Annotated in this window: 23 protein-coding genes and 1 pseudogene; 9 read left to right on the forward strand and 15 right to left on the reverse strand. The window is 69.4% G+C overall.

From position 1 onward, the window contains the following. The 3 genes from LX13_RS00885 to LX13_RS00895 all read right to left on the reverse strand — a co-directional run bounded on the left by LX13_RS00885 (nt 1) and on the right by LX13_RS00895 (nt 3,518). Nucleotides 1-1,575: a DNA polymerase Y family protein gene (locus LX13_RS00885; RefSeq protein ID WP_253659443.1), complete on the reverse strand. Its 1,575-nt coding sequence runs from the start codon at nt 1,573-1,575 to the stop codon at nt 1-3. A gap of 13 nt (nt 1,576-1,588) precedes the next feature. Then, entirely contained in the window at nt 1,589-2,284 is a 696-nt protein-coding gene (imuA', locus tag LX13_RS00890) for a DnaE2-dependent mutagenesis accessory factor ImuA' (RefSeq protein ID WP_253659444.1), read from the reverse strand. A gap of 268 nt (nt 2,285-2,552) precedes the next feature. Next, on the reverse strand, nt 2,553-3,518 hold the full coding sequence (locus tag LX13_RS00895; protein WP_253659445.1) for an NAD(P)/FAD-dependent oxidoreductase: 966 nt from the start codon (nt 3,516-3,518) through the stop codon (nt 2,553-2,555). A 94-nt stretch (nt 3,519-3,612) separates the two neighbouring features. On the opposite strand from LX13_RS00895, the gene LX13_RS00900 reads away from it, so the two are divergent. From LX13_RS00900 to LX13_RS00920, 5 genes are all read left to right on the forward strand, one after another. Then, on the forward strand, nt 3,613-4,203 hold the full coding sequence (locus LX13_RS00900) for a helix-turn-helix domain-containing protein (protein WP_253659446.1): 591 nt from the start codon (nt 3,613-3,615) through the stop codon (nt 4,201-4,203). A gap of 9 nt (nt 4,204-4,212) precedes the next feature. After that, nucleotides 4,213-4,989 (forward strand): GTP pyrophosphokinase, encoded by a 777-nt coding sequence (locus LX13_RS00905; RefSeq protein WP_308214691.1) that lies wholly within the window; start codon nt 4,213-4,215, stop codon nt 4,987-4,989. A 79-nt stretch (nt 4,990-5,068) separates the two neighbouring features. Then, on the forward strand, nt 5,069-6,220 hold the full coding sequence (locus tag LX13_RS00910; protein WP_253659447.1) for an NAD(P)/FAD-dependent oxidoreductase: 1,152 nt from the start codon (nt 5,069-5,071) through the stop codon (nt 6,218-6,220). After that, nucleotides 6,217-7,122, forward strand: a complete 906-nt coding sequence (locus LX13_RS00915; RefSeq protein WP_253660512.1) for an RNA polymerase sigma-70 factor — start codon at nt 6,217-6,219, stop codon at nt 7,120-7,122. Before LX13_RS00910 ends, LX13_RS00915 begins: the two co-directional genes overlap by 4 nt. A gap of 68 nt (nt 7,123-7,190) precedes the next feature. After that, nucleotides 7,191-8,423, forward strand: coding sequence for a serine/threonine-protein kinase (locus LX13_RS00920; RefSeq protein ID WP_253659448.1), 1,233 nt, complete (start codon nt 7,191-7,193; stop codon nt 8,421-8,423). Nucleotides 8,424-8,587: 164 nt separating this feature from the next. Here the strand turns inward: LX13_RS00920 and LX13_RS00925 are convergent. The 3 genes and pseudogenes from LX13_RS00925 to LX13_RS00935 all read right to left on the reverse strand — a co-directional run. Then, a pseudogene (locus LX13_RS00925) lies at nt 8,588-10,078 on the reverse strand (ABC transporter ATP-binding protein); the annotation flags it as partial. 321 nt (nt 10,079-10,399) lie between these two features. Continuing rightward, nucleotides 10,400-11,077: a response regulator gene (locus LX13_RS00930; RefSeq protein ID WP_301300442.1), complete on the reverse strand. Its 678-nt coding sequence runs from the start codon at nt 11,075-11,077 to the stop codon at nt 10,400-10,402. Continuing rightward, nucleotides 11,074-12,354 (reverse strand): ATP-binding protein, encoded by a 1,281-nt coding sequence (locus tag LX13_RS00935; protein WP_253659449.1) that lies wholly within the window; start codon nt 12,352-12,354, stop codon nt 11,074-11,076. Before LX13_RS00935 ends, LX13_RS00930 begins: the two co-directional genes overlap by 4 nt. A gap of 130 nt (nt 12,355-12,484) precedes the next feature. On the opposite strand from LX13_RS00935, the gene LX13_RS00940 reads away from it, so the two are divergent. Both LX13_RS00940 and LX13_RS00945 read left to right on the forward strand, forming a co-directional pair. Then, a complete protein-coding gene (locus tag LX13_RS00940; protein WP_253659450.1) occupies nt 12,485-13,879 on the forward strand; it encodes a PspC domain-containing protein in 1,395 nt (464 codons plus the stop codon). Then, the gene (locus LX13_RS00945; RefSeq protein ID WP_253659451.1) at nt 13,872-14,063 is read left to right on the forward strand and encodes a hypothetical protein; all 192 of its coding nucleotides are present in this window, start codon (nt 13,872-13,874) and stop codon (nt 14,061-14,063) included. Before LX13_RS00940 ends, LX13_RS00945 begins: the two co-directional genes overlap by 8 nt. Nucleotides 14,064-14,157: 94 nt before the next feature. Here LX13_RS00945 and guaA read toward each other — a convergent pair whose 3' ends face one another. From guaA to guaB, 4 genes are all read right to left on the reverse strand, one after another. Then, entirely contained in the window at nt 14,158-15,777 is a 1,620-nt protein-coding gene (gene guaA / locus LX13_RS00950) for a glutamine-hydrolyzing GMP synthase (protein WP_253659452.1), read from the reverse strand. 25 nt (nt 15,778-15,802) lie between these two features. Next, nucleotides 15,803-17,608 (reverse strand): GMC family oxidoreductase, encoded by a 1,806-nt coding sequence (locus LX13_RS00955; protein WP_253659453.1) that lies wholly within the window; start codon nt 17,606-17,608, stop codon nt 15,803-15,805. Nucleotides 17,609-17,744: 136 nt separating this feature from the next. Beyond that, entirely contained in the window at nt 17,745-18,887 is a 1,143-nt protein-coding gene (locus LX13_RS00960; protein WP_253659454.1) for a GuaB3 family IMP dehydrogenase-related protein, read from the reverse strand. 78 nt (nt 18,888-18,965) lie between these two features. Then, nucleotides 18,966-20,525, reverse strand: coding sequence for an IMP dehydrogenase (gene guaB, locus LX13_RS00965; protein ID WP_372499769.1), 1,560 nt, complete (start codon nt 20,523-20,525; stop codon nt 18,966-18,968). 160 nt (nt 20,526-20,685) lie between these two features. Between guaB and LX13_RS00970 the strand changes: the two genes are divergently transcribed. Further along, nucleotides 20,686-21,078, forward strand: a complete 393-nt coding sequence (locus LX13_RS00970; protein ID WP_188491596.1) for a DUF5319 domain-containing protein — start codon at nt 20,686-20,688, stop codon at nt 21,076-21,078. A gap of 83 nt (nt 21,079-21,161) precedes the next feature. On the opposite strand, the gene LX13_RS00975 is transcribed toward LX13_RS00970, so the two are convergent. From LX13_RS00975 to LX13_RS00985, 3 genes are all read right to left on the reverse strand, one after another. Next, entirely contained in the window at nt 21,162-22,061 is a 900-nt protein-coding gene (locus LX13_RS00975) for an anti-sigma-D factor RsdA (RefSeq protein ID WP_253659455.1), read from the reverse strand. Further along, nucleotides 22,058-22,633 carry a sigma-70 family RNA polymerase sigma factor gene (locus LX13_RS00980; protein ID WP_253659456.1) on the reverse strand — a complete coding sequence of 192 codons (576 nt, stop codon included), beginning with the start codon at nt 22,631-22,633 and terminating at the stop codon, nt 22,058-22,060. The genes LX13_RS00975 and LX13_RS00980 overlap by 4 nt, the downstream gene beginning before the upstream one ends. Nucleotides 22,634-22,797: 164 nt before the next feature. Further along, nucleotides 22,798-23,631 carry a hypothetical protein gene (locus LX13_RS00985; protein ID WP_253659457.1) on the reverse strand — a complete coding sequence of 278 codons (834 nt, stop codon included), beginning with the start codon at nt 23,629-23,631 and terminating at the stop codon, nt 22,798-22,800. A gap of 450 nt (nt 23,632-24,081) precedes the next feature. Here LX13_RS00985 and LX13_RS00990 point away from each other — a divergent pair, with 450 nt between their 5' ends. Beyond that, nucleotides 24,082-24,378, forward strand: coding sequence for a WhiB family transcriptional regulator (locus LX13_RS00990; protein WP_188490780.1), 297 nt, complete (start codon nt 24,082-24,084; stop codon nt 24,376-24,378). Between the two features lie 81 nt (nt 24,379-24,459). On the opposite strand, the gene LX13_RS00995 is transcribed toward LX13_RS00990, so the two are convergent. Further along, nucleotides 24,460-25,491 (reverse strand): TIGR03857 family LLM class F420-dependent oxidoreductase, encoded by a 1,032-nt coding sequence (locus LX13_RS00995; RefSeq protein WP_253659458.1) that lies wholly within the window; start codon nt 25,489-25,491, stop codon nt 24,460-24,462. Next, nucleotides 25,488-26,576: a phosphotransferase family protein gene (locus LX13_RS01000; protein ID WP_253659459.1), complete on the reverse strand. Its 1,089-nt coding sequence runs from the start codon at nt 26,574-26,576 to the stop codon at nt 25,488-25,490. The genes LX13_RS00995 and LX13_RS01000 overlap by 4 nt, the downstream gene beginning before the upstream one ends. Nucleotides 26,577-26,580: the final 4 nt, after the last annotated feature.

Genomic DNA, 26,580 nt, shown 5'->3' on the forward strand with positions numbered 1-26,580 from the left:
TCATTCGTAGACCCCCTCGACGGTCCAGTTCTGCTGCTGGTACCGCAGCAGCAGTGCGCGCGAATCATCCAGCAGGACCTGGGCTCTCGCGTGTGTTCCCACCTGCTCGGAGGGACTGGCCCACCAGCGCTCGTCGGCGGGCCACGGACCGGCCCACCACCGCAGCTCCCAGGTACGCGATCCCCAGATCACCGTGGTCGGCTCGGCGCTGAACACCCCGCGCCGGGTGACCTGCACCGGCTCGTCGTACATGTCGCACACCCGCACCGGGGCGCTGAGCAACACCGACGGGGCCGGCTCGGGAACCCGACCCGGCCATGGCGCATCAGGGTCGGAACGCGGGGTCAGTTCGTCACCCAGCGGGACCAGGGTGATCCGCTCGGACGTACCCCGACCACCACTGCGCACCGGCACCCGTACCGCCTCGCCACCGAGCAGTCCCTGCACCCGGACCAGTGCGCGTCGGGCCCGGTCGGCCACCTCGCCGTCCCCGCCGGGGATGCCCGCGCCGCGGAAACCGAACTGCAGTGCACCGGAATCCACCAGCTCGACCGGTTCCAGGCGCAACGACACGATGGGGGAATCAGGACGGTCCCCGGCCTTGCCGCTGAGCCATCCGTCGAGTTGCCAGCGGATGCGGTCGGCGGTGGCCTCCGGGGTCAACGGCTCGGCACAGCGCCACGTGCGCGAGGACTGCTGCCCACCGGTGGTCGTCGCGTGCACGGTGAGTCGGGTGCAGGCCACCGCGGCCGCCATCAGTGCCCGATGCAACTCGTCGGCCAACCGTCGCCCCACGAACGCGGCCGCATCGACCCGGTCGATCGGCGGATCGCACTCATGGGAGATGACGACATCGGTCGCCGACAGACGACCCGAGGGCGCTCGGCCCGGCATCCCACGGGCGGCACGATGGGCCACCACGGCGTCGGATCCGAAACGCGTAGCGACATCACTCGACGCCAACTGCGCGAACGCACCCATGGTGCGCACCCCGAGCCGCCACAGCAGATCGATCAACTGATCGCGGTCGGCGGCGGACAGACTCGGCTCCGCACCGAGTTCCGAGATCGGCAGGTCGGCAAGGAACTCCGCGTCGGAGCCGGTCGGGACGATCTGTCCGTGACGGGCGGCGGCGACGCTGGTGAACAGTTCGTCGGCGATCCCCGTCTGCGATTCCACCCCGCAGGCGGAGATCACGTCGATCAGCTTCTCGGCGGCCACCTCCTCGCCGTCGAAGTACCGGGCCGCGCCGGCTGCGGGCAACACCATCAACCCCGGCCGCAACACCTCGACCGTCGGGATCACCTCGGCCACCGCCGCGACCACCGGGTCGAAGTACCGCCCGTCACGGCCGGCGTCGACGGTCACCACATGCAGGCTCGGACACCGGGCCTGCGACTCTCGCTTGCGCATCCCGCGTCGGACGCCCATCGCGCGGGCGGTCGCCGAACAGGTGACCACCCGGTTGGCCGAGATCACCGCCACCGGCTGGTCCGGGGACATGTCGGCGTCGGCCGCGGCGGCCACCGCGGGCCAGTCCGGACACCACACCGCGAGGGTGCGCCGCCCGGCCATCAGTGGGCCCCCATCAGTTCGCCACCGACAGCGACACCGGCGCCACCGCAGGAGAATTCACCGGGGCGGCCGCCGAACCGGCCGCGACCAGTTGCACGCGGTCGTCGAGGTGCACCACGTCGACGCGGGCATGCCTGCCTCGCGTACCCCGTCCGCGCGCCTCGACCGACAGCGACATCCCCGCGATGCGACCGTGCCCGAGATGGCGGAACGGCAGGTGCCGGTAGTCGGCGACCTGTGCGGTCAGCGACGCCTGCACGCCGGACCACCGTCCGTCGGTGACCACCAGGGCGGCCCCCTTCGCCCGCGCCCGGGCCATCACCGCCCGCGATCGCGACGGCGGGACCGAGACACCGCCGAGTCCGACGACCACCAGATCCAGGCCGTCGAGCAACACCGCGGCCGCCTCCACGGGATCGAATCCGGGCGCTCCGTCGACGGTCGCGATGCGGGACAGATCGGCCCCCATCTCGGCCGCGGCGTGCAGGCTCAGATGCGGCTGACCGATCACCGCGACGTAGCCGCCCGCGGCCGTGATGGCGGCGATCATCGACAGCAACATCGACCGTGCGCCGTCGACCGAGACCACCGAGCCGCGGGCGAGACCACCACCGGGCAACAGCTCCGCGAGGACCTCCGGGATCGGCAGCAACTCCCGCGCGCGCTGCTCCGACGCCGACACCGTGACCGTCTGCTGATTCTGCGGCACAACCGATTTCGTACGTCCCGTCGACGCCGCCGCCAATCGTGCGCGCAGCAGCGCAACAGTGTCCTCTACCGTCTCTCCGGTATCAATTTTCCCAACGCTCACAGGCGACATGGCACTTCCTCAACCGACTCAGGGCCGCGTGGAAGGTGTGCACAGGGAAGGTGCGAACACTCACGACAGTTCGAACATGTTTTCGATTCTGATCGTAGGTCCGGGGTCCGACAACCGTCAATCGCGAGCCGCTGACGAGGCGGTCCGCACCCCCGCGCTACCCGACGGGGGTCATCGCACGCCGCGCCGCGACCGCCTCGGCGATGTCGTCCTCCATGAGACTCGCGTGCACGGCCATCGCGACGTTCACCCCGGCCGCGGCCGATGCGACCACGGTCGCGCGCGCGTCGGCGACGTTGCCGGCCGCCCACACCCCCGCGACCCCGGTCGCGCCCATCGGATCGGTCGCGATCACGGTCGCCATCAGGTGATCGCCCACCCGCACCTCCTCGACCGTCAGCCCCAACGACTCCACCACCGCACCGCCGACCCGCCCGGTGCTAGCGACGACCACCGCGTCGCACGCCACCTCGACCCCGGAGGCGAGCCTGATCCCGACGATCCGATCGTCGCGCACGACCACCTCGGTGACGAGGCCGTCGACGACACCGATGTCGCGGGCGGTGAGCGCCTCGAGTTGCTCGCCGCCGAACTCCGGCGCCGTGTGCCGCGCGATGGTCACGTCGGCACTCAACTGCCGGAACATGTGCGCCTGATGCGCCGACATCGCACTCGTCGCGATGATGACGATGGCCCGATCGCGCACCTCCCAGCCGTGACAGAACGGGCAGTGCAGAACGTCACGACCCCATCGCTGCGACAGCCCGGCGATGTCGGGGAGCTCGTCGGCGACACCGGTCGTGACGACCAGACGACGCGCACGCACGGTGCCCCCGTCGTCGAGCGTCACGGTGAAGTCCCCGACCCCGCCGTCGACGCGTGACGCGGTGCCCCTGATCACCCGACCGCCGTAGAGCTCGACCTCCGCGCGGCCGGTCGTCACCAGTTCCGTGGGCGAGATCCCCTCGCGCGTCAGGAAATTGTGCACCCCGTCGGCGGGCAGATTGCGCGGCGACCCGGCGTCGACGACGACCACCGATCGTCGTTGACGCCCCACCGTCACCGCTGCTGCGAGCCCTGCCGCACCGCCGCCGATCACGGCCACGTCCATCATCTCGTCCATCGATCTCTCCTCTGCTCGATTCGCACTGTCCCCACTGTGCGACCACACCCCGAAGACTGGCAACGTTTGTTGCTGATCTGGCAAAGTGATCGGTATGGACGATCCCACCACCGACACCGACGCCGTACTCGCCGCCGTCGGGCCACGCCTGCGTGCGCTCCGCAACCAGCGCGACATCACCCTGTCCGACCTCTCCGAGACCACCGGCATCTCGGTCAGCACCCTCTCCCGCCTCGAATCGGGTCAACGCCGGCCGACGCTCGAACAGCTGCTCCCCTTGGCGAGCGCGTACCGGGTGCAACTCGACGACCTGGTGGGCGCTCCCCGTACCGGCGATCCGCGCGTGGTCCTCCGACCGACGAAACGTCATGGGCTGACGTTCATCCCGCTGACCGGACGCGCCGGCGGTCTGCAGGCCTACAAGATGATCCTGCCGGTGGCGCCGGATACCCCGGTCCCGGAACTACGGACCCACGAGGGCTACGAATGGCTCTACGTGCTCGACGGCAGGCTGCGGCTGATCCTCGGAGATCGCGACCTGATCCTGACGCCCGGCGAGGCCGCCGAGTTCGACACACACGTGCCGCACTGGCTCGGCGCTTCCGGACCCCACCCCGCCGAGGTGTTGGCACTGTTCGGCAAGCAGGGCGAACGAGCGCATCTGCGCACCGGGCCGCGACCGTAGAGTGCAGACGTGAGCCGTAGTGAACCCGACCATCGCCGAGCCGACGCGCGATTGACCGACCTCTTGCCCGCCACCGATCTGGCCGACCTGCATCAACTACGAGATGACTTCGCGCGCTTCATGATGCAGTACAAATTCGGGATCGACACGGTCAACACCAAGATCACGATCCTGCGGGACGAGCTCACCCACCTCCACGACTACAACCCGATCGAGAACCTGTCGTCGCGGCTGAAGGCACCGGAGAGCATCCTCGCGAAGATCGGGCGCAAGGGGTGCGCTCCGTCCTTCGAGGCCATCCGCGCGACCATCACCGACATCGCCGGGGTCCGGGTGACCACCTCGTTCGTCTCCGACGTCTACCACGTGATGGACATGCTCTCGCGGCAGGACGACGTCACCGTGCTCGAGGTCCGCGACTACATCGCGAACCCGAAACCCAACGGCTACCGCAGCCTGCACGTGCTCCTCGAGGTGCCGGTCAACATGTCCGACCGGGTCGTCCCGGTCGTCGTCGAGGTACAGATCCGCACCATCGCGATGGATTTCTGGGCGAGTCTCGAGCACAAGATCTACTACAAGTACGCCACCGAGGTGCCCCAGGATCTGCTCGACGAACTCGGCCAGGCCGCCGAGACCGCGCATCGACTCGACGCGACGATGGAACACCTGCACGAGGAGATCCGCGGAGCCGATCGCGGTTCCGCGGTCGGCGATGTGGTGCCGTCGGACGCGGTGTTGCACGAGTGGGTGGCCGCGCGGACGAGGTTCATCACCGAGCAGTAGGGCGGCATTGTCACGTTTGCGCGACCCGCGGTGTCTCAAGGGGGAGAGAATTCCCCACGAGGTCCACGAGGAGCGTCCGATGAACACACGCACGAGCGACAACCGACATGTGGTGGTGGTCGGCGGCGGATACGCCGGCACCATGGCGGCCAACCGTCTGGCGGCCACCGACACCGCCGCGGTCACGCTGATCAGCCCGAACGCCGATTTCGTCGAGCGCATCCGTCTCCACCAACTCGCCGCGGGTACCGGCGGGGCCACCGTCGGCTACGACACCCTGCTGCACCCCGGCATCGAACGGGTGATCGCGGCGGTCGACCGTATCGACGTGTCGGCTCGCACGGTGCTCACCTCGACCGGCGAGATCATCGCCTACGACCGGGTGATCTACGCGGTCGGCAGCGCGGCGGGTTCGGCGCCGGTTCCCGGTGTCGCCGAGTTCGCCCACACCGTCTCCGACCTCGACGACGCGACCCGACTGGCGGCCGCCCTGACCGACGCCCCCGCGGGCGCATCGGTCGTCGTGGTCGGTGGCGGGTTGACCGGTGTCGAGATGGCCGCGGAGGTCGCGGAGGCGCGGGACGATCTCGGGGTGACGCTGATCTGCGGCACCGGGGTGGTGCCGTCGGCCGGAGCCCGCGGCGGCGCGTCGGTGACGAAGCGGTTGCGCCGACTCGGTGTGGACCTGATCGAGCACACACCCGTCGGTGAGGTCACCGACACCAAGGTCGTCCTGACCGACGGTCGGGTGATCGCCGCCGACATCACCGTCTGGACAGCCGGATTCGCCGTTCCCGACCTCGCGGCGCGCAGCGGACTGAGCACCGACCCCATCGGCCGGTTGATGGTCGATGCGGACCTCGTCGGTGTCGACGATCCCCACGTCATCGGGGCGGGCGATGCGATCACGGTGGCCGGACGCGATCTGCGGATGAGCTGCCAGTCGGCGCTGCCGCTCGGGGCGCAGGCCGCGAACACCGTGCGCGCGTTGCTCGACGGCGACACCCCCGCGCCGGTGGACCAGGGCTTCGCCGCCCAGTGCATCAGCCTCGGCCGAACCGCGGGCACCGTGGTGGCCACCCACCGCGACGACCGTCCTGCACCGATCCTGGTGGGTGGCCGGGCCGGCGCGGTGGTCAAGGAGCAGGTGTGCCGGATGACGCTGCGATGGATGGCCGGTGAAGGCCGACGCGGCGGTTCGTACTCGTGGACGAAGGGCCCGCGCCGATGACCGGGGAGACGACGCACGCCGACACGTTCACCCACCTGCGTCCGCTGCTGTTCACCATCGCCTATGAGATCACCGGGTCGACGACCGACGCCGACGACATCCTGCAGGAGAGCTATCTGCGGTGGGCCGCCGTCGATCTCGACACGGTGCGCGACGTGCGGTCCTACGTGGCGTCGATCGTCACCCGGCAGTCGTTGAACACGCTGCGGGCCTCGGCGCGCCGTCGTGAGGAGTACGTGGGACCGTGGCTGCCCGAGCCGCTACGGATGCCCGAGATCAGCGGCGCCGCGGGTGATCCCGAGGCTGACGTCGTACTGAGCGAGTCGGTCTCGATGGCGATGATGGTGGTGCTCGAGTCGCTGGGTCCCGACGAGCGGGCCGTGTTCGTCCTGCGGGAGGTGTTCGGCTTCAGCCACTCCGAGATCGCCGAGGCCGTCGGGAAGTCCGTCGACGCCGTCCGCCAGAGTGCGGGTCGCGCCCGGTCCCACGTGCAGGCCCGCCGCCGACGCTTCGAGTCGACACCGGCCGCCGTCGAGGAGATCACCACAGCGTTCCTGTCCACCACCCTCTCCGGCGACCTGCAGGGGTTGATGAACATCCTCGCGCCGGACGCGATACTCATCTCCGACGGTGGCGGCAAGGTCAACGCGGCGCGTCGACCGATTCACGGCGCCGACAAGATCGCACGGTTCCTGATCGGCATCGCCCGCCGGGAGATGCCCGAACTCGGTCTGGAATCCGCGATCTACAACGGTGGCCCGGCGCTGGTGATCTCGTCGCGCGGGGTGGTCGACTCGGTGTTCGTACTCGAGATCGTCGGCGGTGCGGTCACCGGCGTGTACGCCGTCCGCAATCCCGACAAGCTCGCGGCGGTGCTCACCCCGTTCGACATCGCACGCTGACGACCCGGCCGCGCCTCGCGTGTCGCACGTCCGAACGACTCGCGGTGGCGTCCACTAATCTTGTGGTCGTGACCGTTCCCCACAACCCCCGACAGGTTCCCGGACCCGGCTTTCTCGTCGCCGGACGCTATCGGCTCCGGTCCAAACTCGGTGGTGGTGGGATGGGCGCGGTCTGGCTGGCGACCGATCAGCTGCTCGAGCGCGAGGTCGCGGTCAAGCAGGTGGTGTCCACCGAGGGCCTGACCGAGGAGTCCGCGAGCGACGTCCGCTCGAGGGCGCTGCGCGAGGGTCGGATGGCGGCCCGACTGAGTCATCGCAACGCGATCGCGATGCACGACCTCGCACTCGAGAGCGGCGAACCCTGGCTGGTCATGGAGTACCTGCCGTCGCGCAGCGTCGCGCAGATCCTGCACACCACCACGACCCTGCCGATCGGGTACGCCGCCCACATCGGGGCCCAGGTGGCCGCGGCGATGGCCACCGCACACTCCGAGGGGATCGTGCACCGCGACATCAAACCCGGCAACATCCTCATCGCCAACACCGGCCGGGCGGCGGGCACGGTCAAGATCTCCGACTTCGGCATCTCCCGGGCGAAGGACGACGTCGCCAACGTCGAGAGCGGTGTGATCACCGGTACCCCGGCATATTTCGCGCCGGAGCTCGCCCGGGGCGGGGAGCCCACCGAGGCCTCCGACGTCTACTCGCTGGGCGCCACGGTCTACACGGCCGTGGAGGGTGAGCCGCCGTTCGGCGTCGACGAGGACTCGCTGGTCCTGCTGCACCGGGTGGCTCGCGGCGAGATCACTCCCCCGACCCGGGCCGGCGACCTGACGCCTGCGCTGCTCGCCATGTTGGAGCCGAGCCCCGCGCGTCGACCGACCATGGCGCAGGCCCGAGATCAGTTGGCGCGCATCGCCGCCGGCCCCGGCGGCAACGTGGGCGCCGTGCTCCAGTCGCCCCTGCCCCGCAACGACAGCGCGATCCCGATCTGGGGGCTCTCGGGACGGTCGTCGACGCGGTCGAACCGGTCGTCTCCGCGGACCGAGTCGGGGTTGCCCGCCGCCCGCGTGCACCCGACCGCGACACGACCCGCCGCCGGTCCCGTGCCGGAGCCCACTCCACCGACACCGACACCGACAGCTCCAACTCCCGCTCCGGCTCCCGCGGCAGCGACCACACCGCCCCCGTCGCCGGACCGGCCGGCCGCGCCCACCCTGCCCATCTCACCGGCGACGATCGGCGTGGCCGCCGTGGTCGTGCTGGTGCTGCTGATGATCGTGCTCATCGTCGCCCTCTGACGGCGCCGGGTCCGCCCGTCGGCGCGCATCTCCACCGTCTCGTGGGCCAACGCGGCCAGACGGGTGTCGTGGGTGATCAGCAACGTCGCGCGTCCCGCGGCCAGACGGAGCAGCGGCCCGATGATCCGGTCCACGCTGTGGTCGTCGAGACCCGCGGTGGGCTCGTCGAGGACGAGAACGGGGGCGTCGCGCAGGATCGCCCGCGCGATCGCGATCCGTTGTCGCTGTCCGCCCGAGAGTCGTAGACCGCCGTCGGCGAGCTGCGTTCGGTAGCCGTCGGGGAGTCCGCGGATGAATCCGTCGGCATCGGCGTCGCGGGCCGCGGCGACGACGGCCGCCTCGTCGGCACCCGGTGTGCCGTAGGCGATGTTCTCCGCGACCGTGCCCGCACGGATCACCACCTGTTGTGGCAGCAGGGTGATCTGTTCGCGGACCGAGTGGGCGGTGTGGACGCCGATGTCGTTGCCGCCGAGCGTGATGACCCCGCACTGTGGTCGGTCGAAGCGGGCGACGAGTGCGGCCAGTGTCGATTTGCCCGAGCCACTGGGTCCCACCAGCGCGGTGATGGACCCGGGGCGGACGGTGAAGGTCGCGTCGGTGATGAGCGGACGGTCGTACTTGAAGCCCACGCCGCGCAGCTCCAGCGTTCCGCGGCCGCTCGGGAGGGGACGGGCGTCGTCGAGATCGGCTGCGCTGGGCGTGATGTCGAGGATCTCGGCGACGCGTTCGGCGCTGACCACCGCGGCGGCGACCGCCAACCGCAGCTCGGCGATCTCCTGCACCTTGGGGTACAGGTAGCCGAGGTAGCCCGTCAGTGCGATCAACTCGCCGACCGTGAGATGTCCGAGCCGGATCTGCCACGCGCCCACCACCGCGATGGCGAGCATGGTGAGAATCTGTCCGACCGACAGCACCGAGCCGAACCCGGCCTCGACCCGGGTCTGGGCCAGTCGGGCACGCATCCAGGACCGTCCGTGGCGATCGACCAGGTCGTGTTCGCGCTTCTGCTGGTTGTAGGCGACGGTGGTCTCGATGCCTGCGAGTCCCTCGTGCACAGCGACACCGATGGCGCTGGTGGCGGCACGCTCATCGCGTGCGGCCCGCGTCTGGGCCCTGCTGAACAGCGCCGAGAGCGCACTGAGGACCGGGATGGCGATGACGGCGACCAGCGACACCTGCCAGCTCAGGACGAACCCGACGACGAGCAGCCCGATCACGTGCAGCAGGGCGACGCCCAGCTGCAGCAACCCCGATCCGGTCATGTGCTCGACCGCCTCGATGTCGCTCGAATGTCGGGTGACCATGTCGCCCAGGCCGTAGCGGCGGTGGATGAGCGGATTGAGGCGTTGTACATGGGCGTAGAGCTGATTGCGCAGCCGCAGCACGAATCGCTCCGACGTCCCGACAGCGGTCAGCAGACCGGTGTAATCGGCGCCCGCGGCCACCACCGTGATGACCAACCACACCGCGGCCGACAGCGCGAAGGACTGCATCGAGTCCGAGGTGAGGGCGCCGTCGATCACATCGGACAGGAAGAACACGGCCGCGATCTCGCAGCCCGCCGAGATCGTCAGCAGGACAGCGGCGATCGCGAGAGACCGCAGGTCCGGGCGCAGCAGGGGTGCGAAACGGCGGAGGGCGGCGATGACGGTCACGAGGGGATCCTTCGGGGTGCGAGCTCGGTCGGTGGACGCACGTCCGGGGCCCGTCGAAACGGGCCCCGGAATGGCGTTCGGTTGTGCGCAGCGGTCAGCGCCAGATCCACAGCCACTGACGGCGGCGCGGATCCCAGGTGCGCTGCCGGCGCTTGGTGCGGGTCGGGGTCTGCTGTGCCACAGGCTGATTGCGGTATGCCATGTCGTTCTCCTTCATCGTGGTCGGCATCTCTTGCCGACCTGACCGAAGGTAGGAGCGCTGTCTGTACGGGCGCCGCTGCTGCACTGTGCGTCCGCTGGCAGAACCAGCGGAGCTGTTCGTCAGCTGATGTGCCGGTTGGCGGCCCACCGGGTGAGTGCGTTGCGGTTGGACTGCTGCGTCTTGCGCAGGACGTTCGACGCGTGGGTCTCGACCGTCTTGATCGAGATGACCAGGTCCTCGGCGATCTCCCGGTAGGTGTAGCCACGGGCCAGCAACCGCAGGACCTCCATCTCGCGCGGCGTCAGCGAGTCGAGCTCGGGGTCGAGATGCGGTTCCGGGGCAGCGGAGCGTCCGGTGAACGAATCCAGCACGAAACCGGCCAGGCGAGGACTGAACACGGCGTCGCCGTCGGCGACGCGACGCACCGCGTCGGCGAGGTCGGCCCCGGCGATGGTCTTCGTGACGTAACCGCGGGCGCCTGCACGGATCGTGGCGATCACGTCCTCGGCCGCGTCGGACACGCTGAGCGCCAGATAGACCGGCTGGGTGTCGATGCGGGAATCGGCGACACCGCGCACGACCGCCACCCCACCGCCGTCGGGCATGTGCACGTCGAGGAGCACGACATCCGGTGTGGTGGCGACGATCCCGTTCACGGCGTCGGCGACGTTCCCGGCCTCGCCGACGATCTCGAGACCGACCTCCGAGGACAGCTCGGCGCGTACACCGGAGCGGAACACCGCGTGGTCGTCGACCAGGAAGACGCGACACACCGCGGTGTCGGTGGGCACGGTCATCGATTCCTCTTCTCGTTCTGGGTCATCGGGTCGGCGGTGTGTTCGCGGCGCGGCATCGACATCGCCACCTCGGTGCCCCGATCCGGCCCGGTCTTGATGACGACCGTTCCGTCACTGCGTTCGAGTCGCGCGCGGATCGACTTCGCGACGCCCTGCCGGTCATCGGGTATCCGGTCGGGGTCGAAACCGCGCCCGCGATCGCGGACGAAGACGTCGACCGCGTCACCGGTCACCTCAGCGAACACGTCGACCTTGCGTTCCCCGGAGTGCTTGGCCGCGTTGATCAGTGCCTCACGGGTCGCGCCGATCAGGGCCGCCCATCGTTTCGACTCGGCGACGTCGGTGGCGGCGGCGCCCCGCGGCCAGGCCAGGTCGCCGACGGTCACCACGTCGACCTCGATGCCGTAGGCGTCCTCGACGTCGCCCGCCACGATCTCCAATGCGGCCGCCAGCGAACTGCCCGAGCGTTCCCGCTCTCCGAACAACCAGCGCCGTAGTTCGCGCTCCTGGCCGCGGGCCAGCCGGGCGACCTCGTCGGGACGGTTGGCCTGTTTCTGGATGAGCGCCAACGTCTGCAGCACCGAATCGTGGAGGTGCGCGGCGATCTCGTCGCGCTCAGCCGTGCGGATGCGTGCTGCGCGTTCGGCGTTGACGGTGCGCAACATGCGCATCCACAGGGGCACGGTCAACAGCACCACCCCGAGAAGGGTTGCCCCGACGGCCAACAGCGTCGCGCTGAGGCCACCGAAGGACCGGTTCGTGGCCAGCACGACGACGGCGAGACCGGCGATGACCAGGACCCCGCCACCGATGACTCGCGTCCACGTCAGAACCGCGCTGCGCGAATCGTTGGCGGGCGAGGCGTGTTCGGGGGAATCGAACTCACGCCACACCAGGGTCGCACCGATGGCGACGACGACGAGCGGAACCAAGTATTCGGCCGGGGTTCCCGACGCCGCGAAACCGACGACGATCACCGCGACGATGCCGACCACGGCCAGTCCGTACGCCTGGGTTCGCTCCCCGCGTGCGGGCGGTGTCGTGTCCGAGCCGGGCGGGCAGAAGAACCAGAGGAGTCCGTAGGCACAGACCCCGGCCCCGGCCAGCGCGCTGAGCACGACGAACACGATGCGCACGCGGACCGGGTCGACCCCGAGGTGGTCGGCCACGCCGCCCGCGACACCGCCGATGATGCGGCCGGCGTCGCGACGCGCGATGCGCTCGGGCAGCGGCGTCGAGCCACTGTCGGATGAGCGTTGGCGTGCCGGTGCGTCCACACGTCGATACTGACACGGGAGTCCGCACCCGCACATCAGGGAGAGCCCTGAGTCCGGTGTCGCGGTCGGGGCCGATTTCAGGGTGAATCCTGATGGTGTGGAGGGCAGCGCGCCGGTGAAGATGATCGGTATGAACACGACAACCGCCACACCGAGTGCCGAATCGTTGCTGCGCATGTGGAACACGCGACCGGTACGGCCGAACGCCGACGGCACCGTCGCCGGGGTGTGTGCCGGCATCGCGCGGCGGTATCGGGTGGACCCGACGCTGGTCAAGATCGCGTTCGTCGTCGCCACCCTCTTCGGCGGCAGCGGCGTCATCATGTACGTACTCGCATGGATCACACTCCCCGCAGGCGACGACGCACCCTCGGAGTACATGAACCGCGGGGAACGCAAGGCGGTGTACCGGCGGGCCCGTGCCGAGTACCGACGAGCCCGTCGCGAGCACCGTCACGGTCGGCGTCCCGACCTCGATGGGGCGCGGCACCGTTCGCATCCACCGACGATCGTGCTGATCGTCATCGCGGTGATCGTCGTGACGTCGTTCACCCCGAACATCGCGTGGAGTTCGGGTGGCCTGCTCGGCGCCGCGTTGATGCTGCTCGGGTGGTGGCTGCTCTACCAGCGCAGCCCGGACGCGGAGCCGGGCACCTCGGCCGACACCATCGGTACCGCACCCATCGTCGCCACCGAGACCTTCACCCGATGGGTGCCGAAGGCCTGGGCCGACAACGTCACCGCGGCAACGGCTTCCGGGGTGTCGACTCCTGATGCACCCGGCGTCGGCGACGCGCCGACCGTCCCGACAGAGCGGGTCGATCTCGAGAAGCCGATCGAGGCCCCGCCCGGCCCCCCGACCCCACCGGCGTGGGACCCGCTCGGGGCGGCCCCGTTCGCCTGGGATCTGCCCGAGCCGTCGGTGGCTCCGGCTCCCGCGCCGATGCGACGCCGCTCTGCGCTCACCCCGATCACCCTCGGCGTCGCGCTGCTCGCCGCCGCCGGCGCCGCCACCGCCGCGTTCGCCGGTGTCGGCGCCCTGACTCCGGCCCGTATCGCCGCGCTGGCCCTCGGCGTCGTCTGCATCGGCCTGCTCATCGGGGCGGTCACCCGCAGGGGTCCGGGTCTCGTCCCGGTCGCGGTGATCCTGGCCGTCGTGGTGGTGTTCACCTCTGCCGCTTCGGGTCTGGGTTCCCTACCCGGCGGTGGCGTTGGCGACCGTGACTGGCGTCCGGTCACCGAGTCCGACATCGACCCGAGCTACGAACTCACCGTCGGCTCGGCGACGTTGGACCTCCGGTCGGTGTCGTTGACGGGCAACCGATCGGTACGGCTGCGCGTCGGACTGGGTGAGGCCGTCGTGCTCGCGCCGGCCGGGATGAACCTGAAGGTGCGGTGCCGCACCACCATCGGCGACGAGACGTGCCGGACCGGACTCGACGGTGGCTCGGACGGGCCCGCCGGACCGGTGCTCGACATCGACGCATCGAGCATCGTGGGACACGTGGAGGTCGGCCGTGGATGACCGCCGCTTCTCCCCCACCCAGGCCGTAGTCGGTGTCGCGGGGCTCGCCGTGGCGGTCTGGGCACTGGCCGGCGCGCCCGACATCGCCGACACCGGCGCGGTGCGCTGGGGCGTGGTCGGCGTCGCCGTCCTGATCGGCGCGGTGCTGATCGTCGTCGGCGGACTCAGCGGCCGACACCGCTGACGCGAGGTGGGCACCTGAGCCCGGCGACGTTACGTGCCCAGGTGACGGGTTTACGTGCCCAACTGGCGGGGTTACGTGCCCAACTGGTGGCGGGTCACTCCCACTCGATCGTGCCCGGGGGCTTGCTGGTCACGTCGAGAACGACCCGGTTGACCTCGGCGACCTCGTTGGTGATGCGGGTCGAGATGATCTCCAGCACCTCGTACGGCACGCGGGTCCAGTCGGCGGTCATCGCGTCCTCGCTCGACACGGGCCGCAGCACGATCGGGTGGCCGTAGGTGCGGCCGTCGCCCTGCACACCGACACTCCGGACGTCGGCCAACAACACGACCGGGCACTGCCAGATCGAGTTGTCGAGGCCTGCGCTGGTCAGTTCCTCGCGGGCGATGAGGTCGGCGGCGCGCAGGGTCTCGAGACGATCTGCGGTGACCTCGCCGACGATCCGGATCGCGAGGCCCGGTCCGGGGAACGGTTGGCGACCGACGATGTCCTCGGGCAGACCGAGTTCACGCCCCACCGCACGGACCTCGTCCTTGAACAGCAACCGCAGCGGCTCGACCAGCGAGAACTCGAGATCCTCGGGCAATCCGCCCACGTTGTGGTGGCTCTTGATGTTGGCCGTTCCGGTGCCGCCACCGGATTCGACGACGTCGGGGTACAGCGTCCCCTGGACCAGGAAGTCAATGGCTTGCGGCCCGCTCGCTTCGCTCCCGGCGCCGGCCGTGCCCTCGCTGCCGTCGAGAACGTCGGTGACCGCGCCCTCGAACGACCGGATGAACTCGCGGCCGATGATCTTGCGCTTGGTCTCGGGATCGCTGTGTCCGGCCAACTCCCGCAGGAACGTCTCCTCGGCGTCGACGGTGACCAGACGGGCACCGGTGGCGGCGACGAAGTCCGTCTGGACCTGCTCGCGCTCACCGGCCCGCAGCAGCCCGTGGTCGACGAACACACATGTCAGCCGGTTGCCGATGGCCCGCTGCACCAACGCGGCGGCCACCGCGGAGTCGACGCCGCCGGACAGCCCGCACAGGGCACGCCCGTCACCGACCTGGGCGCGGACCTGCTCGACGAGGGCGTCGGCGATGTTCGCGGCGGTCCAGTCGGCCTCGAGGCCGGCGATCTCGTAGAGGAACTTCGTCAGGATGTGCTGTCCGTGCGGGGTGTGCATCACCTCGGGGTGGTACTGCACCCCGGCCATCCGACGCTCGAGGTTCTCGAACGCCGCCACCGGTGCACCCGGCGTGGACGCGGTGACCGTGAAGCCGGCCGGGGCCTCCTGCACGGCGTCGTTGTGGCTCATCCACACCGGCTGGGTCTCGGGGGTGCCTGCCATCAGCACCGACTCGCCGATCGACGACAGCGTCGTGCGACCGAACTCGCGGCCGCCGGTGTTGGCGACCACGCCGCCGAGTTCCTTGGCCATCGCCTGGTAGCCGTAGCAGATGCCGAACACCGGGATGTCGAGGTCGAGGACCGCGGGGTCCAGGCCGGGTGCGTCGTCGGCGTAGACCGACGCCGGTCCGCCCGAGAGCACCAGGGCGACCGGGTTTTTCGCGGTGATCTCCTCGATGGTCGCGGTGTGCGCGATCACCTCGGAGTAGATGCGGGCCTCGCGGACCCGACGTGCGATCAACTGCGCGTACTGGGCGCCGAAATCGACGACGAGGACCGGGCGGGGTGCGGCCGATTCGACCGGATCAGGGGCTGCGCTCACGCGTGTGAGTCTACGGTGCGACCGATCAGGCGCTCACGCCGTCGCGTCGCACTCCGGCGGCCGGGAACAGCGATGCCCCGTCGGCCGGTGCCGCGGTGCCGTTGGTGATCGCCACGATCGGCAGACGCAGCGCGCCCGGCGCCGACTCGGGGACGACCGGCGACTGTGGCGCGACCGCGGTGATGCGACGGTAGGCCTCACCCTGCGCGGGTCGGGTGTCGACGCTGTTCTTGTTGGGCCAGAACGACATCGCGCGCTCGGCCTGCGCGCTGATCGACAGCGACGGGTTCACACCGAGGTTGGCGCTGATCGCCGATCCGTCGGTCACGTGCAGGGTCGGGTAGTTCCAGACGCGGTGGAACGGGTCGATCACGCCGGTCGACGGCTTGTCGGAGATCACACAGCCGCCGAGATAGTGCGCGGTCATCGGCATGTTGAACACGTCGCCCCAGGTGCCACCGGCCAGGCCACCGAGCTTGGCCGCGACACGCTGCGCCGCCTCGTTGCCCTTCGGGATCCAGGTGGGGTTGGGCTCGCCATGGCCCTGTCGGCTGTTGACGAAGCGGAACGGTCCCAACTTCTGGACGAACGTCGTCAGCGAGTTGTTCTTGTTCTGCATGACCAGCAGGATCACTGTGCGCTGCGACCATTTCCGGACGTTGATCAGCGAGAGCAGCGCGAACGGGTTCTTGCGCACCTCGTCGAGGAACTTGAGGAACCGGTTCCGGCCGGGCTCACCGTCGGTCAGCATCGTCTGCAGCAGCCCCATCGCGTTGGACCCCTTGCCGTATCGGCAGGGCTCGATGTGGGTGTCGGAGTCGGGGTGGATCGACGACGTGATCGCCACACCCTCGGAGAAGTCGTCGGTCGGATCGACCTTGGTGCGCATCGCGCCGAGGATCGCCTCGGAGTTGGTGCGGGTGAGTTCGCCGAGTGCGTCGGACAGCTCCGTCAGCGACCCGTCGTCCTTGGCCAGGTGCAGCAGCTTCTGGCTGTTGTAGGTGCCTGCCGCGACGATGACCTGGCCCGCCGTCAGTGTGCGACGTCGGGCGCGCAGCTTCGTCCAGGTCCCGGTGCGCTCGGTCTCGACCGACCAGGTCCCGTCGGCGTGCGGGTGCAGCCCGGTGACGGTCGTGCGATCGAGGATCTGCGCGCCGTTGCTCTCGGCGAGACCGAGGTAGTTCTTGAGCAGGGTGTTCTTCGCACCCACCCGGCACCCGGTCATGCACGATCCGCACTCGGTACAGGCCGTGCGCGTGGGACCGGCTCCGCCGAAGTACGGGTCGGGAACCGTCGCCCCCGGGGCGCCGTCGCCGCCGGTCTTGGCGCCGAAGAACACACCCACCGATGTGGGTACGAACGTCTCGGCGACCCCCATCTCCTGCGCCAGGTCCTTCATGACCCGGTCGGAGTTGGTGAACGTCGGGTTGGTGACCACGCCGAGCATGCGACGAGCCTGGTCGTAGTACGGAGTGAGTTCGTCGTCCCAGTCGGTGATGTGACCCCACTGCGGATCGGTGAAGAACGGCGTCGACGGCTTGTAGAGCGTGTTCGCGTAGTTCAGCGAACCGCCACCGACACCCGCGCCGGCCAGCACCATGACGTCGCGCAGCATGTGGATGCGCTGGATGCCGTACAGGCCGAGCTTGGGTGCCCACACGAACTTGTTCAGACGCCAGCTGGTCTTCGCATGATCGGAGTCCTCGAAGCGACGTCCCGCCTCGATCACGCCGACGCGATACCCCTTCTCCACCAGGCGCAGTGCACTGACACTGCCGCCGAAGCCCGAACCGATGATCAGGACGTCAAAATCAGTGGAGTCGTGCGCCATTGGGAGAACCTCTCGCCGTGCCGGGGGCTGTCTCGCGTACCGCGGCTGTGTCACAAGTCTCTGTGACTGCCGTTAACAGACAAAATGCTACCCGCCCGGTCCGCGATCCGGCGACACCCGCGACGACATGGGTCGATCAGCTGCAGGCGGTGAGCCCGACCTTCTGGAATTCCTTGAGGTCGGAGTAGCCGGCCTTGGCCATCGACCGCCGCAGACCACCCACGACGTTGAGCTGGCCGAACGGCTCCGACGACGGCCCGTGCAGGACCTCGGAGAGCGGCGGACGGTCCTCGTCGCCGGCGACCTGCAGCAACGCGCCGCGAGGCAGTGACGGGTGCGCCGCGGCCGCGGTCCAGAACCAGCCGCGACCCGGGGCCTCGGCCGACGCGGCCAGCGGGGTGCCGAGCATCGCGGCGTCGGCGCCGCAGGCGATCGCCTTGGCGAGAGTGCCCGAGGAGTGGATGTCGCCGTCGGCGATGACGTGGACGTACCGTCCACCGGTCTCGTCGAGGTACTCGCGACGGGCGGCGGCCGCGTCGGCGATGGCGGTCGCCATCGGGACACCGATACCGAGCACCTCGCCGGTCGTGGTCGAGCCGGCGGCCGACCCGTATCCGACCACGACGCCCGCGGCGCCGGTGCGCATCAGGTGCAGTGCGGTGCGGTGGTCGTGCACGCCGCCGGCGACCACCGGGATGTCGAGTTCGCTGATGAACGTCTTGAGGTTGAGCGGTTCCCGGTCGTCGTGCGAGACGTGCTCGGCGGAGATGATCGTGCCGTGCACGACCAGCAGGTCGATCCCCGCCTTGACCAGGGCGGGGGTCAGCTCCTGCGCGTTCTGTGGACTGACCCGGACCGCGGTGGTGACGCCGGCGTCGCGCACGCGGGCGACGTTCTCGGCGAGCAGACCGGTGTCGAGCGGTGCGGCGTGCAGTTCCTGCAGCCGACGGATGGCCGCGGCCGGATCGACGTCGTCGACCGCGATCGCGATCACCTCGGCGAGCTTCGCCTCCACGTCGCGGTGCCGGGCCCACAGCCCCTCCCCGTTGAGCACACCGAGCGCGCCGAGTCGGCCGAGTTCGATCGCCGACTCCGGTGAGACCAGGGCATCGGTGGGATGCGACAGGATCGGGGTGTCGAACCGGTAGGCGTCGAGCTGCCACGCGGTCGACACCTCGCTCGACGACCGGGTACGACGCGACGGGACGATGTTGATGTCGTCGAGCTCGAAGGTCTGCCGGGCGGTTCTGCCCATGCCGATGTCCACAAGATCTCGCACCGATGCGCCCTTCTGTCAACCATGGTTCAACCGACCGGGACCCGGTCGGGCGATGTGTCTACGACGATCGCAGCGCGATCACCGGGAATAGTAGTTGGGCGCCTCGACGGTCATCGTGATGTCGTGCGGGTGGCTCTCCTTGAGACCCGCCGAGGTGATCTGCACGAACCGCGCCTGCTGCAGGTCCTCGATGGTCGCTGCGCCGGTGTAGCCCATCGCGGCACGCAGACCGCCGCGCAGCTGATGGATCACCTGGGTCAGGGGTCCGCGGAACGGGACCCGGCCCTCGATACCCTCGGGGACCAGCTTCTCCTCCGAGAGCACGTCGTCCTGGAAGTAGCGGTCCTTGGAGAACGACTTGCGGTCGCCGCGGCCCTGCATAGCGCCCAGCGAGCCCATGCCGCGGTAGCTCTTGAACTGCTTGCCGTTCACCAGGATCAGCTCACCCGGGGCCTCCGCGGTTCCCGCCAGCAACGACCCCAACATCACGGTCGACGCGCCGGCGGCGAGCGCCTTGGCGATGTCACCGGAGAACTGCAGGCCGCCGTCGGCGATCACCGGGACACCGGCGCGCTTGCACACCGCGACCGCCTCCATGACGGCGGTGATCTGCGGTGCACCGACGCCAGCGACGACCCGGGTGGTACAGATCGATCCCGGTCCGACACCGACCTTCACCGCGTCGGCACCGGCGTCGACCAGGGCCTGGGCCGCCTCGCGGGTCGCGACGTTTCCGCCGACGATCTGCACGCGGTCACCGACCTCGGCCTTGAGCTTGGCGACCATGTCGAGGACGAGGCGATTGTGGGCGTGCGCGGTGTCGACGATGATCACGTCGGCGCCTGCGTCGGTGAGCGCCATCGCTCGGGCCCACTGGCTGTCGCCGGTGCCGATGGCCGCACCGACCAGCAGGCGTCCGTCGGAGTCCTTGGTCGCGTCGGGGTGCTGCTCGGTCTTGACGAAGTCCTTGACCGTGATCAGGCCGGTCAGCTTGCCGTTGCCGTCGACGATCGGCAGCTTCTCGAGCTTGTTGCGCCGCAACAACCCCAGCGCCGCCTCGGCCGACACGCCCTCCTGGGCGGTGATCAGCGGCGCCTTGGTCATGACCTCCGACACCGGGCGGTTCTGATCGACCTCGAAACGCATGTCGCGGTTGGTGATGATGCCCAGCAGGTTGTCGTCGGAGTCGGTGACGGGCAGCCCGGAGATACGGAAGCGCGCACACATCGCGTCGACCTCGGCGAGGGTGTTGGTGGGGCCGCAGGTCACCGGGTCGGTGACCATCCCGGCCTCGGACCGCTTGACCGTCTCGACCTGCCCGGCCTGCTCGTCGATCGACAGGTTGCGGTGCAGGACGCCCATGCCACCGGCGCGGGCCATCGAGATGGCCATCCGCGACTCGGTGACGGTGTCCATGGCCGAGCTGACGAGCGGCACCTTGAGTCGGATCTCGCGGGTCACCTGCGACGAGGTGTCGACCTCGCTGGGGATCACGTCCGACGCCGCCGGGAGGAGGAGGACGTCGTCGAAGGTCAGGCCGAGCATGGCGACCTTGTTGGGGTCGTCGCCGCCGGTCCGCACCGCGGGGACGACAGGGGCCGTTCCGGATGAGCCGTTGCGGTCTGTGGGGTGAGTCATCGCCAGTGCGCCTCTCTGGTGAGTGCCGAGTGAATGGGGAACGAGTGCACTCGGGCGAAGTACTTCGGTCCATCGTATAAGCCGATCCCCTGTGCACGAATTCCGCTCGGCGCGCGCGGGAGAGTGGCGCGGCGTGACGGTCGCTGACTACGGTGGTCGTGTGCGTGACCACCTGCCGCCGGGACTGCCCCCGGACCCCTTCGCCGACGATCCGGGCGGCGATCCGTCGGCTGCTCTGGATTCGGTCGAGCCGGCACAGCCGCTCGACGCCGACGAGCGCCTCGCGGTCGAGGAGGATCTCGCGGATCTGGCCGTGTACGAGGCGTTGTTGGCCCGTCGCGGGGTGCGCGGACTCGTCGTGGTCTGCGAGGACTGCCAGCAGGATCACTATCACGACTGGGACATGCTGCGCGCCAACCTGCTGCAGCTCCTTGTGGAGGGCACGGTGCGTCCGCACGAGCCCGCCGTGGACCCGTCCCCGGACGCCTACGTCACCTGGGACTACTGCCGCGGATACGCCGACGCGATGATGCACACCTCCGACGACGACTGATCGTCACGACCACACTCGACGCACCTCGGGTACACACGACAACGGCCGACGGGATCACCGTCGGCCGTTGTTCGTCTGCGGACTCAGTTGCCGGACGAGGGGGTGGTCGTCGTGGTCGTGGTGGTCGTCTCGTCATCGGCCGGGGTGGACGACGATGGCGGCGCCTGCGGTGTGGTGGTCACCGGCGAGGACGGCCGGGTGGTCTGTTTCGTCGGTCGCTGCGACGGGTTGATCCGGGCCTGCATCTCGCGCTGACGCTGCAGGATGTTCGACGGGATGGTCGGGACGACCACATCCGACGGCAACTGGAGCGGCGGCAGACCCGACACCGACGGGAGTGAGGTGAGCGACGTCAACGGGTTGTCCGGGATCGGACCGACCTGGGTGGCCAGCCGCTGCACCCAGTCCTGCATCCGCTGGCGGGCGTCGTTCCCGCTCATGCCGCCCACCTGCTTCTGGGCGTCGGCGACGAGCTGTGCGGCCTGACGGTTGTCGCCGGAGGACAGTGCCTGTTCGGCCTTCTCCAGGTTCGACTGTGCATTCGCCGAGGCGACGGTCTGACTCGCCGCGCTGCCGAACATCGCCTCCTTGACCTGCCACAGCGGGTCGCCGGGGTTGGAGTTCTGGGCGAGGACGGTGATGGCCCCGAAGGCGACGACGGCGACCGCGGCCGCACCGCTCAGCACCCGAAGGCGCTTGAACGTGGTGTGGCGCGACCCGGCGCGCCTGGTCCGTGCGATCTCGGCCTCGACCTCGTCGAGGGTGGGCCCGATCGGCATCGGTCGCGCATCGATCTCGTGTCGCCACTCGGCCAACAGCGACGCCAACTGGTAGTCGGCGGAACCGTCCAGTCCGCTGCCCGGGACCTGGTTGCGGGACAGTGCGTCCAGCAGCCGGTCGTCGGCGCGCAGCGACGCGAGGTCGATCGGGGTCGCGTCGTCGGGATCCTCGGGTGAGGACACGGGATAGTCACGGTCGTTCATCTGCCCTCACCTGCTCTCATCATCTCGCTCTTCAACTTGTTCAACGCTCTGTGCTGCGCGACGCGCACCGCTCCCGCGGTGCTGCCGACCGCCTCGGCGGTCTCCTCCGCCGACATCCCCATCACCAGCCGCATGACCAGGACCTCGCGTTGCTTCTCGGGGAGCCGGTCGAGCAGCTCACTCATGCGCCGACTCGCGTCGGCGTTGAGGGCCATCTGCTCCGGCCCGTCGTCGACATCCATCGCCTCGGGGATGGTCTCGACGGGATCGGCCTTGACCCGGGCGGCCCCACGATGTGCGTCGGCGACCTTGTGTGCGGCGATGCCGTACACAAAGGCCATGAACGGCCGCCCCTGGTCTGAATACCTGGGCAGCGCGGTCATCACGGCCATACAGACCTCCTGCGCCACATCGTCGGCGGACAGCGAATGCCGTTCACCAGCCCCCACCCTCGCCCTGCAATACCGCACCACGAGGGGCCGAACACTCTCGAGAACATCAGAGAGAGCTGACCGGCTGCCCCGCCCTGCGGCGGCGACAGCGCGATCTAACTCGTCACCTGTGAGGATCATCGTCGAGTGGGGTCCCTGCGTTACATGTGGCCGAACGAACGGGTCTGCGGTACGACCAGGTCATCAGGCCGTGGTCGTGGAAGTCGCTCGTCAGCTTAGCGAGCGGCGCCCGGGAAAATCGTGACCACGGGTACAGATGGGTCACGGGATGACCGGGCACACGCTCATACGGGCGTGAATCCGCCCCCACGGGCGTTCAGTTCCGCGCGCAGACGGGCCTCGGACGCGACGAGACTCTCGTCCCGACCGCCGGAGGCCCCGATCCCGACCAGCAGAGCGGTCGCCGCCCATTCGAGCGGCAACTGATCGTGCGTTCGCGCCGCCTCGGCGCAGTCGGTGGCCGCCCGGGTCGCCTCGCCGGTGTCACCGGTGGCGGCCGACGTCGCCGCGGCAATCAACTCTGTCTTGATCCGATGTCGCACCGACGGACACGCGCGCAGCAACTCCTCGCGGTCGGCCATCGTCTCGCGAGCCCGGTGTGCGTCACCCCGATACAGGGCCGACTCGGTCCGGACCCAGAGATGTCGCAGCCGAAGCCGACCCGACCAGATCCATCCCTCGTCGTCGTCGACGAGGGCCAGAGGGCCCGCACACCGGGCCAGCAACCGATCGGCCAGATCGAAGTGGGCCGTGCCGAGGCTGTCCGCGGCCAACCCGATCAGCGCGTCGAGTGTCGCCGCCCGGGTCATCGTGTCGGCCACGCCGCCGGCCGACCACCAGAGCGCCTCGCCGTCGTACCGCCGTGCCGCCGCATGCCTGCCGGCCTGTCGCAGGTGCGAGGCCCGTGTGGAGGACGCGAGCGAACGGACGGTCCTGCCCGTCGTCGACGCACACAGATGGTCGAGTTCCGCCGATGCGGCGGCGTAGTGGCCGCGGGCGCCCGCCGCCACCGCGCGCATCCACGAATCGACCGACGCATCGCCGTATGCGGCACGCGTCGGGGCGTGCGCGGACCCCGGTCGGGATCCGAACGCGACGGCCTGCAGATGGTCATTCATGGGTATATCGTGCTGCGCTCGTCGATGTAGCGAGAAATTAACCTTCTGTTGACGCGGGAAGAATGTCGCGCGATGTCACCGACATGTCACCCGAATATGTATTCCATGTAACCCAAGCCCACGCAAACGGGCAATTGTCCACCGCTTCCGGGCGCACCGACAGGGTCACCACCGACCGCGAATTACCGTGCCTGACGAGCATTTTGACCGACGCCGGAAATGCTGACCGTGGTCCGTTTGTGGGAGTCGCAGCATGACAGAACTTGGCAACCCACCGTTAACATCTGGTCGATCTCGGGCCCTTTTCCGCAGGCTGGGTGGCTTGTTGACTCGTTTTCGACGGTTTGCTTACCTAGATCAAGTCGGACGGGAACAACGTCGTACTCGACCACGGAGAACTGCTTCACCCAACCAGTTCACGCCGATCTCGGCAGTTCAAGGAGCCAGCAGATGCCGCAACCAAACAGCCTTCCCGGACCCAACGCGGATATCTGGGACTGGCAGATGAAGGGACTCTGCCGGGGCGTCGACTCGTCGATGTTCTTCCACCCGGACGGTGAGCGCGGTCGCGCACGAGCGCACCGCGAGCGTCGCGCCAAGGAGTTGTGCCACCAGTGCCCGGTCATCGCGCAGTGCCGTGAGCACGCACTCGCCGTCGCCGAACCGTATGGCATCTGGGGAGGACTCTCCGAGTCCGAGCGCGGGATCCTGATGAAGCGCGGTGTCGGTCGCCGCATGGCCGGCTGATCGGCCCACAGACACACGACACCTCGAGGGGCATCCGGTATCCGGGTGCCCCTCGAGGCGTGTCCGTGACCGGTGACCGCTTTACGGACGTGCGTACGCCTCGATGATCGGTTCGAGTTCGCCCGGTGTGGCCCCGTGCAGGATCACCGCGTCGCAACCCAGGTCGAGCTGGCGCCGGATGGCGGTGACGCACTGCTCCGGTGTCCCGGTGGCGGCCGCGGCCAACCACTCCTGGGGGATCAGCGTGGCGGCGTGTTCGAGCTGATCGGGGGTGCCGACGATGTCGAGCCCGGCCACGCCGCTGATCACCGGATCGGTCAGGAAACGCTGAAGAACGGCGGGATCCCACCGGTTGGTCTCGACCATCAGTGCTCCGTATCCCTGCAGATAGGTGCCCAGACGTCCGACGGTCTTGCGCAACCGGTCCGCGTGGGGCACGTGATCGCCGACGGTGGCCAGGCACGACCACACCCGCACCCGATCCGGATCACGGCCCGCGCGCGCCGCCGCGGTCTTGACGGTCTCGACGCACCTCCGGGTGGTCTCGTCGGTGAAGTAGGTGTGCAGGATGACGTCGTCGAACAGGCGGCCGCCGAGTTCGAGCGTGCGGGGTCCGAACGCGACCAGCGCCATCGGCAGGTACTCGTCGAGCGACGCGTCGAGGTGCAGGACCGGGAACCTCCCGGCGGGGCCGTCGTGGTCGATGAGCGTCTCGCCGCGGAACAACGCCCGCATGATGCCGACGAAGTCCTCGATGGCCGCGGTGGTGATCGGCGGGATCCCGTAGGCGTCCTGCAGCAGTCGGATCCCACGGCCGAGTCCGAGGGTGAAACGGCCACCGGTGAGATCCCGGGCCGTGCGCGCCATACCCGCGGTGACCATCGGATGGCGGGTGTTGTGGTTCGTCGCGGCCGTGCAGATACCGATGTCGTCGCTCGCCGCACCCGCGGCGCCGGTGAGGACGGCGGCCTCTTTCTTGTTGTAGCGCTCGGAGATGAACGCCGTGCCCAGGCCCAGTCGTTGTGCGCCGCGTACCTCGTCGACGATGTCGCGGACACTGTCTGGTTGCCCCGCCAGCAGGTACGCCCCGAGCTCCGGGAAGCGCGGGGTCACGGCCGGTCGCCGATGAGATCGAGGGTCCCCAGTTCTCGGATCGCCTCGCAGCCGCGCTCGATCATGGCGATGAACATGTCGTCGCCGCGATCGGATCCGGCGGCGAAGGCGAACCCCAGGGTGGTGATGAGCGGGATCGCCAACATCCCGGATCGGTAGTCGCGCCAACACGTCTCGGCGTCGTATCCGGTCACGCCGTGTCCCGACAACGCCTGGTGGTAGGCGCAGACCAGGTCGCGTTCGTGCTCGGCTCGGGTATGGGGGTCCAGGCTGGTGCCGATGAAGTAGGCGAGGTCGCGCGCGGGCAGCCCCACGCTCAACGTCTGCCAGTCGACCACCGTGACCTCGTCGGTCTCCGGGTGGAACAGCAGGTTGTCGAGTCGGAAGTCGCCGTGTAGCAGCGAGAACCGCTCGGTGTCCGATAGCAGCCACGGCGTGATCGCGTCGGCGGATTCGGTGAGCGTGGCGCGGTCGGCGTCGCTGAGCGAGGCGCCGAGCCGTTCGATCGTGGTCGTGGTCGCGATCCGCGCGATCTCGCCGAACCCGTCGGCGGTGGCCGCGTCCGGCACCGGCATGACGACGCCCTCGAGGGTCAGCCAGGTCGGGTCGCACCATCGCGGGCCGTGCAGTCCGGCCAGGGCCGCCACGGCCGCACGGGCCTGCGTGGGCGAGCACCCGGCGATCTGGTCGCCCTGCACCGCAGGCGCGAGATCGGCCAGCACCAACACGAAGTCGGCAGCGTCGTCACTGATGTCGATGTGCAGACAGTCCGGGACCGGGACGGCGACGGTGTCCGCGACGCGGGAGTAGAAGACGTGCTCCGAGCGGTATCCCAGCGCCACCCGTTCGCGCACGCCCGCGTCCTGCGACGGCAGCTTCACCACGAGCGTGGTCGGTGACGACTCGGTCGGGTCGGTGTAGACGACGGTCAGCCGGTAGGTCGCGCCCGTCTGGCCGGTGCCCACCGGGTCGACGGTCACCGTGTCCACGGACACCGGGTGCTCGTCGGTACCGAGGACCGACTCGAGCCACCGGCCGGTCAGCTCGTGTGGGCTCGAGGGGATCGGGGATGCTGTCGCCGTCATCTGA

Source organism: Williamsia maris, from assembly GCF_024171815.1.
Lineage (GTDB): Bacteria > Actinomycetota > Actinomycetes > Mycobacteriales > Mycobacteriaceae > Williamsia_A > Williamsia_A maris.

Bases quoted from the DNA above. Each gene is read 5' to 3' on its own strand.
- LX13_RS00885 (WP_253659443.1), bottom strand. From the start codon at position 1,575: ATGGCCGGGCGGCGCACCCTCGCGGTGTGGTGTCCGGACTGGCCCGCG.
- LX13_RS00895 (WP_253659445.1), bottom strand. From the start codon at position 3,518: ATGGACGAGATGATGGACGTGGCCGTGATCGGCGGCGGTGCGGCAGGG.
- LX13_RS00900 (WP_253659446.1), top strand. From the start codon at position 3,613: ATGGACGATCCCACCACCGACACCGACGCCGTACTCGCCGCCGTCGGG.
- LX13_RS00910 (WP_253659447.1), top strand. From the start codon at position 5,069: ATGAACACACGCACGAGCGACAACCGACATGTGGTGGTGGTCGGCGGC.
- LX13_RS00915 (WP_253660512.1), top strand. From the start codon at position 6,217: ATGACCGGGGAGACGACGCACGCCGACACGTTCACCCACCTGCGTCCG.
- LX13_RS00930 (WP_301300442.1), bottom strand. From the start codon at position 11,077: ATGACCGTGCCCACCGACACCGCGGTGTGTCGCGTCTTCCTGGTCGAC.
- LX13_RS00940 (WP_253659450.1), top strand. From the start codon at position 12,485: ATGAACACGACAACCGCCACACCGAGTGCCGAATCGTTGCTGCGCATG.
- LX13_RS00955 (WP_253659453.1), bottom strand. From the start codon at position 17,608: ATGGCGCACGACTCCACTGATTTTGACGTCCTGATCATCGGTTCGGGC.
- guaB (WP_372499769.1), bottom strand. From the start codon at position 20,525: ATGACTCACCCCACAGACCGCAACGGCTCATCCGGAACGGCCCCTGTC.
- LX13_RS00975 (WP_253659455.1), bottom strand. From the start codon at position 22,061: ATGAACGACCGTGACTATCCCGTGTCCTCACCCGAGGATCCCGACGAC.
- LX13_RS00980 (WP_253659456.1), bottom strand. From the start codon at position 22,633: ATGATCCTCACAGGTGACGAGTTAGATCGCGCTGTCGCCGCCGCAGGG.
- LX13_RS00985 (WP_253659457.1), bottom strand. From the start codon at position 23,631: ATGAATGACCATCTGCAGGCCGTCGCGTTCGGATCCCGACCGGGGTCC.
- LX13_RS00990 (WP_188490780.1), top strand. From the start codon at position 24,082: ATGCCGCAACCAAACAGCCTTCCCGGACCCAACGCGGATATCTGGGAC.
- LX13_RS01000 (WP_253659459.1), bottom strand. From the start codon at position 26,576: ATGACGGCGACAGCATCCCCGATCCCCTCGAGCCCACACGAGCTGACC.